The 16,460-nt window shown below is 61.0% G+C and carries 11 protein-coding genes and 1 pseudogene; 5 read left to right on the forward strand and 7 right to left on the reverse strand.

The genetic code is table 11. The features are described 5' to 3' along the window. Position 1: 1 nt before the first annotated feature. Complete coding sequence (gene tatC / locus HME9302_RS02445; RefSeq protein WP_115365690.1) at positions 2 to 847, forward strand: twin-arginine translocase subunit TatC; 846 nt, start codon at positions 2 to 4, stop codon at positions 845 to 847. Between the two features lie 452 nt (positions 848 to 1,299). Here the strand turns inward: tatC and HME9302_RS02450 are convergent, their stop codons facing one another. From HME9302_RS02450 to HME9302_RS13630, 4 genes and pseudogenes are all read right to left on the reverse strand, one after another. Continuing rightward, the gene (locus tag HME9302_RS02450) at positions 1,300 to 1,524 is read right to left on the reverse strand and encodes a hypothetical protein (RefSeq protein WP_115365691.1); all 225 of its coding nucleotides are present in this window, start codon (positions 1,522 to 1,524) and stop codon (positions 1,300 to 1,302) included. 345 nt (positions 1,525 to 1,869) lie between these two features. After that, positions 1,870 to 3,546, reverse strand: a complete 1,677-nt coding sequence (locus HME9302_RS02455; protein ID WP_115365692.1) for an amidohydrolase — start codon at positions 3,544 to 3,546, stop codon at positions 1,870 to 1,872. Further along, positions 3,543 to 3,989: an NAD(P)-dependent oxidoreductase gene (locus HME9302_RS13625; protein WP_407641330.1), complete on the reverse strand. Its 447-nt coding sequence runs from the start codon at positions 3,987 to 3,989 to the stop codon at positions 3,543 to 3,545. Before HME9302_RS13625 ends, HME9302_RS02455 begins: the two co-directional genes overlap by 4 nt. 3 nt (positions 3,990 to 3,992) lie before the next feature. Beyond that, positions 3,993 to 4,675 (reverse strand): annotated as a pseudogene (locus HME9302_RS13630) (NAD(P)-dependent oxidoreductase); the annotation flags it as partial. Here HME9302_RS13630 and HME9302_RS02465 point away from each other — a divergent pair. The 4 genes from HME9302_RS02465 (at position 4,571) to HME9302_RS02480 (ending at position 13,411) form a co-directional block, all read left to right on the forward strand. Then, the gene (locus HME9302_RS02465; protein WP_115367418.1) at positions 4,571 to 5,839 is read left to right on the forward strand and encodes a threonine ammonia-lyase; all 1,269 of its coding nucleotides are present in this window, start codon (positions 4,571 to 4,573) and stop codon (positions 5,837 to 5,839) included. The pseudogene HME9302_RS13630 and the gene HME9302_RS02465 sit on opposite strands and share 105 nt — an antisense overlap. Positions 5,840 to 6,115: 276 nt before the next feature. Further along, positions 6,116 to 6,991: an arginyltransferase gene (locus HME9302_RS02470; RefSeq protein ID WP_115365693.1), complete on the forward strand. Its 876-nt coding sequence runs from the start codon at positions 6,116 to 6,118 to the stop codon at positions 6,989 to 6,991. Continuing rightward, positions 6,936 to 9,185: an autotransporter assembly complex protein TamA gene (locus tag HME9302_RS02475; protein WP_115365694.1), complete on the forward strand. Its 2,250-nt coding sequence runs from the start codon at positions 6,936 to 6,938 to the stop codon at positions 9,183 to 9,185. The genes HME9302_RS02470 and HME9302_RS02475 overlap by 56 nt, the downstream gene beginning before the upstream one ends. Continuing rightward, complete coding sequence (locus HME9302_RS02480; protein WP_115365695.1) at positions 9,185 to 13,411, forward strand: translocation/assembly module TamB domain-containing protein; 4,227 nt, start codon at positions 9,185 to 9,187, stop codon at positions 13,409 to 13,411. Before HME9302_RS02475 ends, HME9302_RS02480 begins: the two co-directional genes overlap by 1 nt. 54 nt (positions 13,412 to 13,465) lie before the next feature. Here the strand turns inward: HME9302_RS02480 and HME9302_RS02485 are convergent, their stop codons facing one another. The 3 genes from HME9302_RS02485 to HME9302_RS02495 form a co-directional block, all read right to left on the reverse strand. After that, positions 13,466 to 14,050, reverse strand: coding sequence for a fasciclin domain-containing protein (locus HME9302_RS02485; protein ID WP_115365696.1), 585 nt, complete (start codon positions 14,048 to 14,050; stop codon positions 13,466 to 13,468). After that, a complete protein-coding gene (locus HME9302_RS02490) occupies positions 14,050 to 15,072 on the reverse strand; it encodes a hypothetical protein (protein ID WP_115365697.1) in 1,023 nt (340 codons plus the stop codon). The genes HME9302_RS02485 and HME9302_RS02490 overlap by 1 nt, the downstream gene beginning before the upstream one ends. Before the next feature lie 139 nt (positions 15,073 to 15,211). Next, positions 15,212 to 15,886, reverse strand: a complete 675-nt coding sequence (locus HME9302_RS02495; RefSeq protein WP_115365698.1) for a lysozyme — start codon at positions 15,884 to 15,886, stop codon at positions 15,212 to 15,214. Positions 15,887 to 16,460: the final 574 nt, after the last annotated feature.

The raw sequence follows: 16,460 nt of genomic DNA on the forward strand, positions 1-16,460 counted from the left end.
CATGGCATTCGGCATCAGCGAAATCGACGACAGCCAGGCTCCATTGATGGACCACTTGGTCGAGCTGCGCGGCCGGTTGCTGCGTTGCGTGCTGGCACTGGCGATATTCTTCTGCATCAGCCTGTATTTTGCCGACTATATTCTGGGCTTCCTGATTCGCCCGTTGACCGATGCCTTTCCCGCAGGGGAGGGGCGTCTGATCTTCACCAAGCTGTACGAGGTGTTTTTCGTCGAGCTGAAGGTGGCGCTATTCAGCGGGTTCGTGCTGGCATTTCCGATTATCGCGAACCAGTTATGGGCGTTCGTCGCGCCAGGGCTGTATGTGAAGGAAAAGCGGGCGTTCCTGCCTTTCATCCTAGCCACTCCGGTGCTGTTCACGCTGGGCGCTTCGCTCGCCTACTTTGTCGTGATGCCGACCGCATTTCGCTGGTTCCTGGATTTCGAAGGGTCCGCCGGTGGGCTGCAGATCGACGCATTGCCAGCAGCGGGCGATTATTTATCGCTGGTCATGCAGTTCATACTGGCATTCGGGGTCAGCTTCCTGTTGCCGGTACTGCTGTTGTTGTTGAACCGCGCAGGGATCGTCAGCCGCCAGCAACTCGCAGGGGCACGGCGCTACGTAATCGTGGGCGCAGTTGCGGTTGCCGCAATCATCACGCCGCCCGATCCGGGATCGCAATTGTTGCTGGCGGTGCCGCTATTGCTACTGTTCGAGGGATCGCTGCTGATCATGCGTTTCACCGATCGCAGAACAGCGCAGAAAGAGAGTGTCGAGCAGGCGCAACGGGAAGCCCCTGCGACAAAAGCAGCGCCTGCCGATGTTGAAGTAGAGCGCGACGCAGAATAGCCTTCGGACCTAAGCCGCAGACTTGTCGGCGTCCAAAGCGCTCGCTGCATAATTATCCGCAAACGCGTGAAGGGTTGCGCGTGGCAAGAATATCGACGGCAGGCGGAGCGAGCCTATGTGAATTCGTGTCGGAAGTTTGGCGGTCCTTTGAGGCGGATAATCCTGGAGATAAAGTGCCTGTCGCCGCACCAGCCGATAAAATACCAATGCCTTAATCAGTTTCGCACCTGACGGTAGGGTCCTTGAGCTCAAGCAACATGCGAAGTTCTCTATTGCACCCCACATGCCCAGAATTACGCGACCGCCGCGCCATGTCGGGCACCGTCGATACCTGACGCTCAAACACCCAATAGCAAAAAAGCCGCACCGGCAAAGCGGAGCGACCTTTTTAACAATCAGACAAAAGAAACGGGGCCCGAAAGCCCCGTAACTCTTAAAACTGAAGCCAGAGCTTACTCGCTCAGTGCGTCGTCGTCGTCACCATCGGCAACGATGATGATACCAGCAATTACCAGCGCAGCTGCGACGAGTGCAAGGATAACGCCCGTGCCATCTTCGTTATTACCAAGCTCATTCGTTTCGACGGCAGGTGCCACTGCAACGTCAGCTTGAGCGATTGCAGGTGCTGCTACCAGCGAGAGAGCAGCGGTAGCTGCAAGAACGTTACGAACCTTCATTTCAATACTCCTTATGAGCTCTTGTGCTCAATTCACCGCCTTATTACGCAGGCAAAACCTGTGACGCAAGGCCTTTATGACAACAATTCTGACTTCTCAACGTTTTGACGCGCATCCAAACCAGACTGCCTTATCCCACCAACTTATCATCAGACTTGAAAATACGGATTAATATCCGCCGATCAGGCCCGTTTAAACGTAAATCACCCTATCGGGCGAAAGTCTTAAGGTTTCCCTCGTCCCGCGTGCGGTTATTTCGCAACTGCACAACGGAACTTGTCATGTCAACGACCTTCGCACCATCCAGTTCCCTGTTTCCAAGTAACAATCCGCCGTATCCGCCAGTCACGGCGCTTCGTATAGCCGCTCACCATTTACCCACGTTTCAAACAGCTTAGTCTCGCGCAAATCGCGTGCATTGGCGAGCAGAGGGTCGCGGTCAAGCAACAGAAAATCAGCCCGCTCGCCCCTGACAAGCCGACCGAATCGCCCGTCCGCAAAACCTGCGTAAGCACCGTCCGACGTGAAAGCGGCAAGCGCAGCTTCGCGGCTGACGGTTTGCGATGGATACCATCCGCCGAAGGGCTCACCGTCGCTGTCGGTCCGGCTGATGGCGACTGCCAACCCGGCAAAGGGCTCGGGCGATTCGACCGGAGCGTCCGATCCGAAGGCCAGTTTCGCCCCGGTGGCGGCAATCGAACGCCAGGCGTAAGCCGCATCCAGCCGCGCTGTGCCAAGTCTAGCCTCGGCCATCAAACGGTCGGACGTCTGATGGACCGGCTGCATGGACGCGATGATACCATGTCTACCAAACTGGCCGAGGTCAGCAGGATCGAGAATCTGCGCATGTTCGACGCGCCAGCGCCGGTCACCGGTATAGGTCGGAGCGAGCTCCTCGATCGCATAAAGCAGGTCGGCATTGGCGGCATCGCCGATGGCGTGGACTGCAATCTGGAACCGTTCTAGCGCGGCACGGCTCATCAAATTTCGCAGCTTCGTCGGGTCGATCATCGGCAGGCCGGTATTGCCGGCATCGTCGGAATAGGGCTGTTTGAGCCAAGCACCGCGCGAACCGAGCGCACCGTCGATCGACAGTTTGACGCCGTTCAGTCGCAGCCGGTCGTCATACAGCCACGGACCGGGGCCCGGGCCGCCGATCAGGGCCATCTGGTCCACCCCCTTGGCATAGGACATGATGCGAATTTTCAGCCGCCCGAGATCGCCTGCGCGGCGGAATGTCTGCCAGTCTTCAATATCGGTGCCCATGTCGGCGACGGCCGTCACGCCCATCGAAAGCAGCCGTTCCTGCGCCTTTGCGAAAGCCACATCGCGATCTGCCGCGCGCAGCTCAGGGACCACGGCGCGAATGAGGTTGGAGGCGTTGTCCACGAATACGCCTGCAGGTTTTCGCGATCCGGCAACGCGGATGATCCGCCCGCCATCGGGATCGGCGGTCTTGGCAGTGATCCCCGCTCGCTCGATCGCATTACTGTTGGCCCAATGAGCGTGATTGTCCGCTCGTTCGAGGAACACTGGCCGGTCTGCCACAACGGCATCGAGATCCGCGGCCGTGGGAAAGCGGCCAAGGCCCCAAACTTCCTGGTTCCAGCCGCGCCCGATAATCCAGGGTAGCGAAGGGTTCTGCGCCGCGTAGGCGGAAATCATGGACAGCGCATCGTCCAGCGAGGTCGATCCCGACAAATCCAGCGTCATCGCCGCAATGCCCAAATCCATCACATGTAAATGCGAATCGATCATGCCGGGAACGAGATATTTTCCTTTGCCGTCCAAGGCGAAGTCAGGCTTCGCCGGCCGGTCGTCATTGCGGCGCAGCACCTGCCGGATACGTCCGTCGTCGTCGATCCACAGCCCAGTGAAGCGTTCTACCTCCCCATCCTTGCCGATGGTGATTCCCTGCACGTTATCGACCAGCGTATCTGCTGCGGCGGGCGTGGCCATCCCTGCAATAGCCAACCCGAAGGACAAAGTGGTGGCAGCGCTCAGGGCGCGAATCGAGATCATCGGTTTTCTCCTTCTGGCAGATGCCGGATAAGGGCACTGGTATCCTGCCGCGCGCCGCCATCGGACTGCACGCGGGCATAGAACTGGTCCACCAGCGCAGTCACCGGCGCGCTAAGGCCGAGGCGCTTTGCCTCGTCCAGCGCATGTCCCAAATCCTTGCGCATCCAGTCGATTGCGAAGCCGTGGTCGAATTCGCCTTTCGTCATGGTGGACCACCGGTTGTCCATCTGCCAGCTCTGCGCAGCGCCGCCGGAGATCGCTTCGAACACGCGTTCGGTGTCGAGGTCGGCAGCCTGCGCCAGCCGGATCGCTTCCGACAGCCCGCCGAGCACTCCGGCAATGCACATCTGGTTTGCCATCTTGGTCGTCTGGCCCGCGCCCGCGCCGCCGACATGGACAATGCGTGCAGCGTAGCATTCCATCAGCGGCACCGCGCGCGCCATAGCTTCCTCGCTACTTCCGCACATGATGGCGAGCTTGCCGTTTTCCGCGCCTGCCTGTCCCCCGAGACCGGGGCATCGATCGCGTGCAGTCCGCGCGTCGCGGCAGACGCCTCGAGGTGCTGCGCCATTCGCGCAGAGATGGTGGTGTGATCGATGAAAATTGCACCGGTATCCATGGCATCGAACGCGCCATATGGACCCAGAGCGATGGCCTCTACATCCGCATCATCGCCGACGCAGGCGAAAACGAATTCGGCGTTTGCCGCAGCCTTGGCAGGCGTTTCCGCGACCGTGACGTCCAGCCCTTCACCAGCATAGCGCGCCTGCCATTCCTGTGCAGTAGCCTTGGTGCGGTTATAGGCCGTTACCGTGTGCCCTGCTCGCGCGAGATGGGCGGCCATCGGCCCACCCATTACGCCAAGGCCGAGGAACGCGACGGTATGTTTCGTTGATTTCACGTCAGTCATTTCGCCGTTGGTGAAGAGGATATGCGCGCCATGCAAGTTTTCACCGCCAGCGGTGTGAGCGATCGTTGCGGCAAAGCTTTGCCGAGCGGCACAAAGCGGACTAGGGATTGGTTCATGACTACCGCAAGTACCGACAAGCCCGCCTCTTCGCCTTTGGCTATACATAGCGCCGCGGACCTCACCATCGAGGACATCCGCGCCGCTGCCGACCGCATCCATGGTGCGGTCGTCCGCACGCCCACGCTGCACAGCAAGACGCTGTCCGACATCACCGAAGCGGATGTGTGGCTGAAATTCGAGAACCTGCAATTTACCGCTGCGTATAAGGAACGCGGTGCGCTAAACGCGTTGCTGTTGATGGATGAAGAACGACGCTCGCGCGGAGTGATCGCAGCTTCTGCCGGGAATCACAGCCAGGGCCTGTCCTATCACGGCACGCGGCTGGGCGTGCCGGTCACCATTGTCATGCCGCGCACCACGCCCACGGTTAAAGTAATGCAGACCGAAAGCGTGGGCGGTAATGTGGTGCTTCACGGCGAAACATTCGACGATGCCTACAAACATGCCCGCCAGCTGGAACAGGAAATGGGGCTGACATTCGTCCACCCGTTCGATCATCCGCATGTTGCGGCAGGCGCGGGCACAGTGGCGCTGGAGATGTTCGAGGACGCGCCCGATCTCGATTGCATCATCACGCCGATTGGCGGCGGCGGGCTGATTAGCGGCATGTCCACCGTTGCGCGCGCACTGTATCCGGACATGGATGTCATCGGCGTGCAGGCCGAGCTGTTCCCGTCCATGTACATGTCGATGCGCGGCGAGGACCTGCCTTGCGGCGGCGACACGCTGGCGGAAGGTATCGCGGTGAAGGCACCGGGCGATTTTACCTCGTCGGTGATTCGCGACAGGGTGGACGACATCCTGCTCGTCAGCGAAAATGCGCTGGAGGAAGCAGTGTCGCTCCTGCTGCAAATCGAAAAGACCGTGGTCGAGGGCGCGGGCTCTGCCGGATTGGCGGCGCTCCTGACCAACAAGGAACGGTTCGCTGGCAAGACCATCGGCCTGGTCCTGTGCGGCGGAAATATCGACACCCGCCTGCTAGCCAATGTGCTGCTGCGTGACCTGGCCCGTTCCGGCAGGCTGGCACGGCTACGGATTACCTTGCAGGACCGGCCGGGCGCCCTGTTCAAGGTTATGCGCGAATTCGAGGCGCACAACGTGAATATCATCGAGATATATCACCAGCGCATCTTTACGTCCTTGCCAGCCAAGGGGCTGGTGACGGATATCGAGTGCGAAGCGCGCGACCGGGCGCAACTGGACGCGTTGATAACCGCATTGCGAACCAAGAACTACACAGTCGCGGCCGTGGAATCGAACTGAATTCCGGGGCCAGGCTCCGACCGTTCATACCCGGTACGGATGTCGGCCATTATCGGGACAGCTGTTGAGATTAACCATCGAACGCGTCTTATTTGTGGTTAAAACCCTTTTACCGGCGCGTCCCGCTTGGCATAGAACATGGCCTGCCCTCGGCCGGTCTGACACCGGTCGCAGGCTCCAGGGTCCTCGCCAACTTGGCGTAGGGCCAGATATCGGACGAGCGGTGGCAGCAGCGATGCGGCAACCGCCAAGCGCAAGGATTGAAAGCACACTACCGTGACCGCGCCCGTCCGCTTCCCCCGCTTCTTCGTCACCAGCCCTGCGCCCTGTCCGTATCTCGACGGGCGGATGGAACGCAAAGTGTTCACCGAACTGAAGGGCGAACATTCCGCCCAGTTGAACGAGACGCTGGGCCGGATCGGGTTCCGCCGCAGCCAGACGGTTGCCTATCGCCCAAGCTGCGCGGATTGCCAGGCGTGCGTGTCGGTGCGCGTCGTGGCGAAGGAATTCGCGCCATCCACCACGCAGAAACGCAACATTCGCCGGAACCGCGATCTCGAAGTGACCGAGTGCCGCCCGTGGGCCACTGAAGAACAGTTCGACCTCCTGCAGCGCTATCTGGGCGTGCGCCATCCCGGTGGCGGGATGGCCAACATGGAGGAGATGGATTACGCGGACATGGTGGAACACACGCCCGTCTCCAGCTATGTGCTGGAATATCGGGAGCCATCGCTGGACGGGATCAGCAAGGGTCGCCTCGTCGGAGCATGTCTTACAGACCGTCAGGGTGACGGCCTGTCGATGATATATTCCTTCTATGACCCGGAGCACGAGGCGCGGTCCGGACTTGGCAACTACATCATCCTCGACCACATCCAGCGCGCGGCGCGGGATGGCCAGTCCTACGTCTATCTCGGTTACTGGGTCGATGGATCGGACCGGATGCAATACAAGATCCGCTATCGCCCGATCGACAAGCTCGGCCCCGATGGCTGGCAGCGCATGGAGCGTGAAGAGCAGGACCGGCTTATCGCCGCTGCCGTCGCTCCCAAAACCCGCATCGTCGATACCGCTGCTGGCGCACCTGCAGCGACGGATGTCGGGTCGGCTACCAAAGACGGCAAGCAAAGCCAGTACCGGTTCGCGGACTGAATTGCTGTCCGGGCTGGCCGTGCGCTCGCGAGGCCGGGCTTACCAGAGCCATTCAGTCAGGTTCGCCAGTTCCGTTGCAGGCGCGCTTGCTCTTATCGCCGTATGTCAGCCAGGCTCGCTGTTCGCGCAGGACCTCGACGCGCCGCTCAGGCTGGAAGAGCTGATCCCCGACGAAGCGGTCGAGAACCCTGAGGAATGGGCGGCCGACGGCGCGCCGCGCGATGCAGCGATCGATCGGGAGGATATCGACCCGGATTCTCCTCTGGCGACCATCCCGGCCATCGGCGTGCCCTGGCCGACGGAGGCGGACCTGCCGCAACTGGCTCCGCTGCAGCCGCTCGAAGCGGAAGACGACATACGGTTCACAGAGCTCGAACTGCCGGGCCGTGTCGCTCCCACCGAAATCGACTTGGTTACCCTGTCGCAGGAACTGGCGCTCGCTTTCCCGGCCGGCGACGATGCCATTGCGGTGCAGGACGAATTCGTCGGCAAGTTCGAGGCATTGTCCAAGATCGAGGAGCTGGAAAGCGACGAGCAGAACGTGGCTCAGCTGGCGGCGCAGGCGCGTGCGGACCAAACGCTGCTGACAGACCTGTTGCAGGCCTATGGCTATTACGACGCGGAGATCCGCCGTACTGTCGGCTCCGTACAGACGGACGACGATGCCGAACTTGAGCGTCCGGCAGTGCGGTTCGACATTTTGCCCGGCACTCGCTTCACGTTCGGGGAGGTCAATCTGGGTGCATTGGATACTGCGCCCGACTACGCTGCACTTCGGGCCAGTTTCGAAATCATGCCGGGCGACCCGCTGGACAATTTCAGGATCGTGGAGGAGCAGGCCGACCTGGACCGGGCGCTGGGCGAAAGCGGATATCCATTCGCAGCGATCGACGCGCCTGAACTTGTGGTGGATCACGAGGATTTTACAGGCGATCTGACCCTTCCTGTCCAGCCGGGCGGCAAATATGTGTTCGGCGCGGTGAACTCCAGCCTGCCGGACTTCCTGTCGAGCAAGCATCTGGCCGGCATCGCCCGCTTCGACGAAGGAGACGTTTACAAGCGCAGTATGGCGCTGGACCTGCGGCGAGCGATCATTGCCACAGGTCTCGCCTCGTCGGTCACTGTCACGCCGCGCGAAGTGGTTCCACCCAGCGCCAATGGTCCGGGCACTGTCGCGATGGATATCGGGCTTGAAAAGGCGCCGCTACGCACGATTGCCGGCTCCATCGGTTACGGAACGGAGGAAGGCTTCCGGGTGGCGGCAAGCTGGGAACATCGTAACCTGTTTCCGCCCGAAGGTGCGCTGCGCCTGCGCGGGATCGCTGGTACGCAGGAACAGCTGGCCGGTATCACCTTTACGAAGTCGAATTTCGGCAAGCGCGACCGTATCCTGACGCTGGACGCCTATGCCAGCACCATCGATAGCGACGCGTTCGACGCGCGCACCATCGCCGCCAGCGCAATCTACGAACGCCAGTCCACGTTGCTGTTCCAGAAGCCGGTCAGTTATAATGTGGGCCTCGAACTGGTGGCCACGCAGGAACGGCCCGCTGCGGTAAACGGCGTATCGGGGCCGCGCGAAACGTTCTTCGTTGCAGCCGTCCCGGCGGGCGTCCTGCTGGACAGCACCGACGATCTGCTCGACCCAACCGAGGGCTTTAGGCTGGGTGGCCGCATTTCGCCGGAAGTATCGCGTAATCAAGGCACGCAGAGCTTTTACGTGCGATCGAACATCGATGCGTCATATTACCGGCGTATATCGGAAAAGATCGTGGTCGCCGGGCGCACGCGTCTAGCCTCCATTCCGGGAACCGGGTTGCAGAATATCGCGCCTTCGCGCCGTATTTACGCAGGCGGAGGCGGTTCGGTACGCGGCTATGGCTTCCAGCAGATCGGTCCGCGCGATAATCTGGGCGAGCCAAGTGGCGGGCGCTCTGCCGTGGAACTGGCGGTCGAGGCGCGCATCCGCACCCGCTTCTTCGATGGCGCAGTGTCTGTCGTGCCGTTTCTTGATATGGGTTCGGTCGGCCGCGACCCTCTACCGTCTTTCGGCGAAATCAAGATCGGGGCGGGTGTCGGAATGCGATACCATACCGGCTTCGGCCCGATCCGCGTCGATGTGGGCGTGCCGCTCAATCCGGGACCCGATGACAGCCCGGTCGCGGTATATGTCTCGCTGGGTCAGGCGTTCTGATGGCCGACCTCGATCTTGCCGAACGTCCGGTCGATGATGCCGCCGAACCCGATGCGCCAGCCACTGACGCTGCGAGACAAGCCGGTGGTGAGTCCATCGGCGGCACGATCCTGAAATGGGCCGGAGGATTGTTGGCGGCGCTGCTGCTGCTACTCGGCGTCGGCTACGTCGTATTTCAAGGCCCGATCGGGCAACGTTTTGTTGCCGACCAGATTGCCAAGCTCGAACCGGGTTCAGGCCTACGGGTCGAAGTCGGGCGGATCGAAGGCAATGTGCTGACCCGCGCAACGCTCCACGATGTCGTCCTGTCCGATACGCAGGGCGTATTCATGACCATTCCCGAAGCAGAGCTGGACTGGCGACCGCTGGGCTGGCTGTCGGACCGGCTCGATATCCGCGAACTGATTGTCAAACGCGCCGAGCTCATACGCTTGCCAGAACTGAACGAGGGCGATCCCGACGCACCGATCCTTCCCGATTTTGATATCCGGGTCGGACGGCTTGTGGTCGAGGATATGGCGCTCGCCGCTGGCATCGTAGGTGCGGAACGCCGGGCGCTCAACTTGACGAGCGAGGTGGACGTAACCGGCGGCCGACTTGTGCTCGATCTGAACGGACGTTTCGACAGTGGTGACACATTGCTCGCCAAAATCGATTCCCGTCCCGATGACGGTGTGTTCGATATCGATGTCGATCTCAACGCGCCGGGCGGCGGTGCCGTTGCTGCCATGTTGGGGCTCAAGGGCGACACGCGGCTCGATGTAAAAGGGGTAGGCAATTTCGATCTCTGGCGCGGGCATCTGTTGGCCAGCCGGGATGGGCAGAGATTGGGTGCGTTTCGCCTGACCAACCGCGATGGGCGCTATGGCATCGTCGGACAGGCGCGGCCTGGTGACTACCTTAACGGGCTCGCTGCCGACGCGCTGGGGCAAACCGTGTCGCTCGCCGCTTATGGAACGCTGGAAGAAAGCATGCTGGACGGGCGGGCGACGATCATCGGACGCGGAATACGCGGGCATGCCAGCGGCGCGCTGGACCTTGCCGACAACTTGGCCCGCACTGTCCAGTTCCAGGCGCGGCTAACCGATCCCAACCTGTTCGGAGCGGATGTGCGGTTGGAAGATGCACGGGTTAAAGGCACAGCGAACGGGGCGTTTCGCAGTCTTTCCATCGACCACCATCTCACCGTGGGACGGCTGGTTTCCGGTTCGACCGTAGCGACAGGGCTGACCCAGAACGGACGCGCCCGTTATGACGGTGCGCGCTGGATGGTGCCGCTCGATCTGACTGCAGGCCGGGTTCAAACCGGTAACGACCTGCTGGACCCCAGGCTGGTCGATGGAACCTTGCGCGGCGAATTGCTGTATACCGGCACGCAGGTCCTGATCGATGCGGCCGATGTGAACTTCCCCGGCGCGAGCGCGCGGCTATCGCTCGACGGCGATCTTCGCAGCAAGGTCTTCCGCATCACCGGACCGGTGGCGGTAAACGGCTTGCAGTTCGACAAGATAGGCTTGGTCAATGCCGGGGCCCGGATCGATTATCGCACCGGCGCCGGGCCCTGGACCCTCAAGGCGGATGTCGATGGACGTATCCCGCGTGTCACCAACGAAACCCTTGCCAATCTGGCCGGTCCTGACATTCGCTTTGCCGGCGGCGTAACGTTGGGTGGTGCGCAAAGCCTGCAATTCAGGGGCGTTACAGCAGATGCGGCCAAGCTCAGCCTGACTATGGATGGCCGCATTACCGACGGGCGGACCAGCATCGCGGGGCGGGGCCGCCATGTCGATTACGGCCCCTTCACGGTCGAGGGTGCCTTGACCGATGCAGGCCCCGAAGCCGTACTCGTGTTCGCCGATCCGCTACCCGATGCCGGTCTGCGCGATGTGCGCGTGGCGCTTACGCCTTCGGTGGACGGGTTCGATATTGAAACTACCGGCGATTCCATGCTCGGTACGTTTGAAGGATCGCTGGGCCTGTTCTCTCCGCGTGGTGGCCCGACACGTATCGCGGTCAATTCGCTTACCGTGGCTAACACGCAGGTCACCGGCGCACTCACGCTTGGCAAAGGTGGGGCGACCGGCGAACTCGTGCTGGCCAATGGCGGACTCGACGGAACGATCATGTTGGCGGAGCGTGGCGGAGGACAAGGCTTCGACATCGATCTGGTCGCGGACAACGCCCGCTTCGGCGGGGCGACGCCACTGGTGATCCGGCGCGGAACGGTCGATGCCAGCGGCCTGCTGGTGGACGGCAACAGCACCATTGAGGGGAGCGGTTATCTTCAGGGCGTAAGCTACGGCGGCCTGTTCATCGGGCGGTTGGCGGCAGAGGCGCAATTGCGGAATGGCAGCGGCACGGTAACCGCCGCCTTGGCAGGGCGTCGTGGCAGTCGGTTCAATCTCCAGCTTGCCGCCAACGTCACGCCGGAACGCGCCGCGATTGCTGCGAAGGGCAATTATGCTGGCAAACCGATTACTTTGCCGCGCCGCGCTGTGCTGCTGCGGCAGGATGACGGCGGTTTCCTGCTGGAACCGACACAAATTTCCTACGGTGGCGGCATCGCGATTGCATCCGGCGAATTCGGAGGGGATGATCTGGCGCTCGACTTGCGGCTCGACGATTTGCCGCTCAGCCTTGTCGATATCGCCGTGTCCAATGCGGGGCTTGGCGGCACTATTTCAGGCAACGCCAGCTTCAGCCTGTCGCAGACCGGTTTGCCGATTGGCGACGCAACTGTCAGGGTGGCCGGACTGACCCGTTCCGGACTGGTGCTTTCGTCGCGACCGGTCGATGTCGCGCTGGTCATGAAACTGACAGAAAGGGAGCTGGAAGGGCGCGCTGTCATCAATGACGGCACCACCCAGAACGGCCGTTTCCAGGGACGGGTTGCAGGCTTACCGCCCAGCGGAAAGCTGCTCGACAGGTTGCAGGCCGGCGACCTGTTCGGCCAGCTGAGGTATCGCGGCCCCGCGCAGGCGCTCTGGCGATTGGCGGCGGTAGATGCGTTCGACCTCACGGGCCCGCTTTCCGTTGCTGCGGACATTACCGGATCGCTTGCCGAACCTGAAGTGCGGGGATCCCTGAAGACGGATAATTTGCGTTTGAGGAGCTCGATTTCGGGCACCAACATCCGTGAAATCAAAGGGCGCGGTACTTTTCGCGGCTCGCGTCTGCGGATAGCGCGCTTTACTGGTGTTGGGCCCAACGGTGGCACCGTCACAGGCAGCGGCACGGTGGATCTCAGCAATTTGGGGCGGCGCGGCCCCGGTATCGATATTCGCGTGGCAGCCAAGAACGCCCGCGTTCTGAACGCCCGCGGTTTGAGCGCCACCATCACCGGCCCGCTCCGCATCGTGTCCAACGGCATCGGCGGGACGATTGCGGGCCGGCTCAGTATCAATCGCGCAAGCTGGCGGTTGAGCAATTCGGAAGATCTCGACGCGATCCCCCGCATCGATACGCGTCAGATCAATCTGCCACTGGATTCAGCGCCGGCGCGGACACCACGCGGAAGCTGGCGATATCTGATCGATGCTGTGGCCAATGACCGGGTGGATGTCGATGGCATGGGGCTCGACAGCGAATGGAGCGCCGATATCCTGCTGCGCGGAACCACCAGCGATCCCCGAATTGGGGGGCAGGCCCAGGTGGTGCGCGGCGATTACACGTTCGCCGGGACCCGCTTTGAACTGACCCGCGGGCGTATCGATTTCGATGAACGCGTCCCGATCGATCCGCGCCTCGATATCCGTGCAGAAACCCAGCAGAACAATCTTGATGTGACCGTGGCCGTAACCGGCAATTCGCAGCGGCCGGAGATATCGTTCACCAGTGAACCGCCATTGGCAGAGGAAGAACTGCTCGCACAGTTGCTGTTCGGCGGGTCCATTACCGAGCTTTCCGCGACCGACGCGCTGCAACTGGGCGCGGCAGTGGCCAGTCTGAATGGCGGGGGCGGGATGGATCCCATTAACCGGTTACGCAGCGCAATCGGCCTGGACCGTTTGCGTATCGTGGCCGCCGATCCTGCGTTGGGCCGCGGCACCGGGGTTGCGTTGGGAAAGAACTTTGGTCGCCGCTTCTATGTCGAGATTATCACCGATGGGCGCGGCTATAGCGCGACGGAAACCGAATTCAGGGTGACCAGCTGGCTTTCAATCCTTGCCACCATCTCGACTATCGGACGTGAAAGCATTGGGGCTGAAGTCAGCAAGGATTATTGACCCGATTGCTCTTGCAGCTGCCAGGTAAGTTTCTGTCAGTTCAGCAAGTGCGTATCACGACGCGGAAGGAGCGTCGCCCACGCTCATGGCCATGCCGTCGAGCTGCAACAGCACACCGTTGCTGGCCTCGATCGCATTACCCGTAAGTGTTGTTGTGGTTCCGTCCGGGCCGGTCACTTCCAGTTCCTTGCCGTCGGTGTCGAATGTCATCGTACCGGAGCCAAGGGTGCGTATCTCGACAGGACCACCTGTCGCCGTGATAGCGTCGCGGATGGTATCGGGCGTAAGATGACCGGGTAGCATATGGTTGCGAAGCGTAGCGGCCAGCAGCGGCGCGCGCTCATCGGCTGCCAGCGCTTCTGCCATGTCGTCCAGTTCAGCAAAAGCCTCGCTGTCGGGAGCCAGCAACGTATAGCTGCCTGGGCCGTCCAGCACCATGGCAAGGCCGGTAGACGACAGGGCGCCTGAAAGCCCGCGCATGTCCCGTGATCCGCCGATCACACTGGCGAGCGTCTGGTTGACCATCCCTGTCGCCGGGGGAGCGACATCGCTGCCTTCCGTGCAGGCTGCTATGGACAGCAATGATGCTGCAACTATACCGCCCGCCAATATACGCCGGTGATTGAATACCCTGCTCATTAGGACACCAGCAGTTCGATAGCGGATGTAATCAACTGCGTCTTGGGATCGACCTGATAGACATAACCATCGGAGTAACGATAACGCGTATCAGGCGTATCGCTGTAGCGCGAACGATACTCATACGGCACATTGTAAACGTCGTATCCGGATGGCATCGGCTGGCCTACGGTAAACCGGTCACCTGTGAGCAGGGCGGCGATCGACTGAATGGTCGAAGTGTCCCGATCGACCCGGTACAAGACATTATCGGCAAACCGATAGTCGTCCTGCGAACCGAGATTGTAATAGCTGGCATAATAGTCGGGCACCTGCCGCGACTGGTAATTTTCCGGCCAAGGATTTCCGGTTGCCAATGCACCGGCCAACAGGGGCAGGTAACCGGTGATGCGGTTACCTGCGCCAAGGTTCATAAGATAGCCGTTGTTCATGAAATAACGGTTGTCACCGCCCATGCCCAGACCGAAGAAATCCGGCCGAAACATTCGCGCCCGCGCATCGCCGTCGCGGTCTAAGTCATTGCGGGTGAGGCCCGGCGGAATGCAGGATGGAGTTTTCTTCGCCAACCCTGGTGGGCACCCGTCTATCAGCCCCCGCGACCTGGCGGATGGTAGGGCAGCGACGGCGCTGACCATGTCCGTTCCCCGGCGGCCAACGTCGCGCAAGGCTCCGTTTCCATTACGGTCCACGATGAACGGACGGTCTTTATTATTTCGATTGTATTTGCCGCCGCCAGACGCCGTAGCAGTTCGGTCGAGAGCGCGATCGAGCTTGCGATCGAGAGTGACAGCCGCGTCACGTTGGGTTTTCCGGTCCGGTCCGAAGGCGCGTTGCTTACGGTCCGGCTTCCCCTTATCCAGTTTCACCCCATTTGCCTTGGCCCCGGCAGCAGCTCCAGCAGTTTTGGCAGACACACCTACATCGCTTTTACCATTCCCGTTTCCCTTGCCATTTCCTTGCTGGGCGACCGCAGCGCTGCTCATCAAGGCAAGCGCCGCGGTGCACATGATAAACTTGCGCATTGTTAATGCTCCTTTTCAGTACAAACGGTGCGCGCGGCGATATCGTTCCATTACAAGGCTATCGCAGTTAACCCTTCCGATACACCGTCGGGTAGGCCCCGCGACCAGGTTCTGGGGGGGTTACGATCTTGCGTTCCGGTTACGCGCGATAAAGCGCAGCCTCCGCCTCCCGCCTCCGCGACAGACCGGCCATGATACGGCCTCCGGCACGGTTCCAGCGGGCAAATTCTGTGATGGCCGCCGCCGTGTTGTTCGCCCGGTGACGCTTCGTCAGAGTGGCACGAAAAATCGCGCCGGTATTGTAGTGGAAGCTGACCAGCGCATCGAACTGGGTCTGCGTAGTGGGAGTGTTGGCAAGAGCCCGGCTTACCTCGCTGGCATAGCGCCGCAAATCCTCCTCCAAACGCTCGTCGCATTGCGCTTGTGTCCAGACGGTGTCGCGCGTTACTCCGCGCCCGGTGGCACCCCAGCCTATCGTCCACGGCGCGCCGCCGGTGCCGGGATCGGGATAGGCCTCTACCAAACCGTCCGGTCGGATACGCGCGCATCCTTCGAACCGTTTGATCAAAGCAATGCCGGCAGGTCCGATAGCGGTTGGTTTGTTTGGTGCGGGGCGTGCTGCAGCGGCTTTCCCATAGGGCTGCTGGTCTTGATCGTTTGCATCTGTCGCACAGTCGCCAACGGAATTTTCCGCCGTTCTTGGGGTCATGCAGATACCGGGTTCGATGACTTCATTCAGCGCATCGACCTCGTGCTGGCGGAACCCACGCCCCAGAATACGGCGCATGGTATCGAATAAGGGTTTGCGGTTCATGACTGGGGTGCCTCGCTGAGTGTCGATCGGGGCGAGGGCAGGTGACAGGATAAGGCGAAGTAGGAAAATTGTTTCGGTTTGCGGCGGCTATTCCTTTCGCGCGCAAGCGTCGTCATGGCGCCAAACCAGGCCACCGCTGGCATTAATTTCTATCAAGGAAACGCTTGTGAAGTTGGCTACTGTCTTGTCCGTCCTCGGCCTGATAGCTGTCCCTGCAGCAGCAACGGCACAAAATGAACCCAGCGCGCCGGCGTAAATATCGTTCTTGAAGCGTCGCAAACGGGTGGCGGGCTGAAGGGTCGATATTGCCAAGGACCGGTTGCTCGCGCGGGAACTGGTCCGGAAACGAAAAAGGGCGCCCGGTTTATCGGACGCCCTTTTCTATCGTTGACATCAAGCCTTTAGCCGTGATGCGACATGGGAACTGTAAACAAAACTGCCAACGGTCCGTCGACCGCCAACTACCAAATACCGATTACCATCCGCCTATCAAACATTGCCAATTTCGTATCGAATGCCCGGACTGTTGAAAGTGTTCGGCAGTCCGGTCGCAATTGACTTATTGTTCGACCTT

This window comes from Alteripontixanthobacter maritimus, from assembly GCF_003340475.1.
In the GTDB taxonomy this organism is placed as follows: Bacteria; Pseudomonadota; Alphaproteobacteria; order Sphingomonadales; family Sphingomonadaceae; genus Alteripontixanthobacter; species Alteripontixanthobacter maritimus.

Bases quoted from the DNA above. Each gene is read 5' to 3' on its own strand.
- tatC (WP_115365690.1), top strand. From the start codon at position 2: ATGGCATTCGGCATCAGCGAAATCGACGACAGCCAGGCTCCATTGATG.
- HME9302_RS02475 (WP_115365694.1), top strand. From the start codon at position 6,936: ATGTCGGGTCGGCTACCAAAGACGGCAAGCAAAGCCAGTACCGGTTCG.
- HME9302_RS02455 (WP_115365692.1), bottom strand. From the start codon at position 3,546: ATGATCTCGATTCGCGCCCTGAGCGCTGCCACCACTTTGTCCTTCGGG.
- HME9302_RS02490 (WP_115365697.1), bottom strand. From the start codon at position 15,072: ATGCGCAAGTTTATCATGTGCACCGCGGCGCTTGCCTTGATGAGCAGC.
- HME9302_RS02485 (WP_115365696.1), bottom strand. From the start codon at position 14,050: ATGAGCAGGGTATTCAATCACCGGCGTATATTGGCGGGCGGTATAGTT.
- HME9302_RS02480 (WP_115365695.1), top strand. From the start codon at position 9,185: ATGGCCGACCTCGATCTTGCCGAACGTCCGGTCGATGATGCCGCCGAA.
- HME9302_RS02450 (WP_115365691.1), bottom strand. From the start codon at position 1,524: ATGAAGGTTCGTAACGTTCTTGCAGCTACCGCTGCTCTCTCGCTGGTA.
- HME9302_RS13625 (WP_407641330.1), bottom strand. From the start codon at position 3,989: ATGGCGCGCGCGGTGCCGCTGATGGAATGCTACGCTGCACGCATTGTC.
- HME9302_RS02465 (WP_115367418.1), top strand. From the start codon at position 4,571: ATGACTACCGCAAGTACCGACAAGCCCGCCTCTTCGCCTTTGGCTATA.
- HME9302_RS02495 (WP_115365698.1), bottom strand. From the start codon at position 15,886: ATGAACCGCAAACCCTTATTCGATACCATGCGCCGTATTCTGGGGCGT.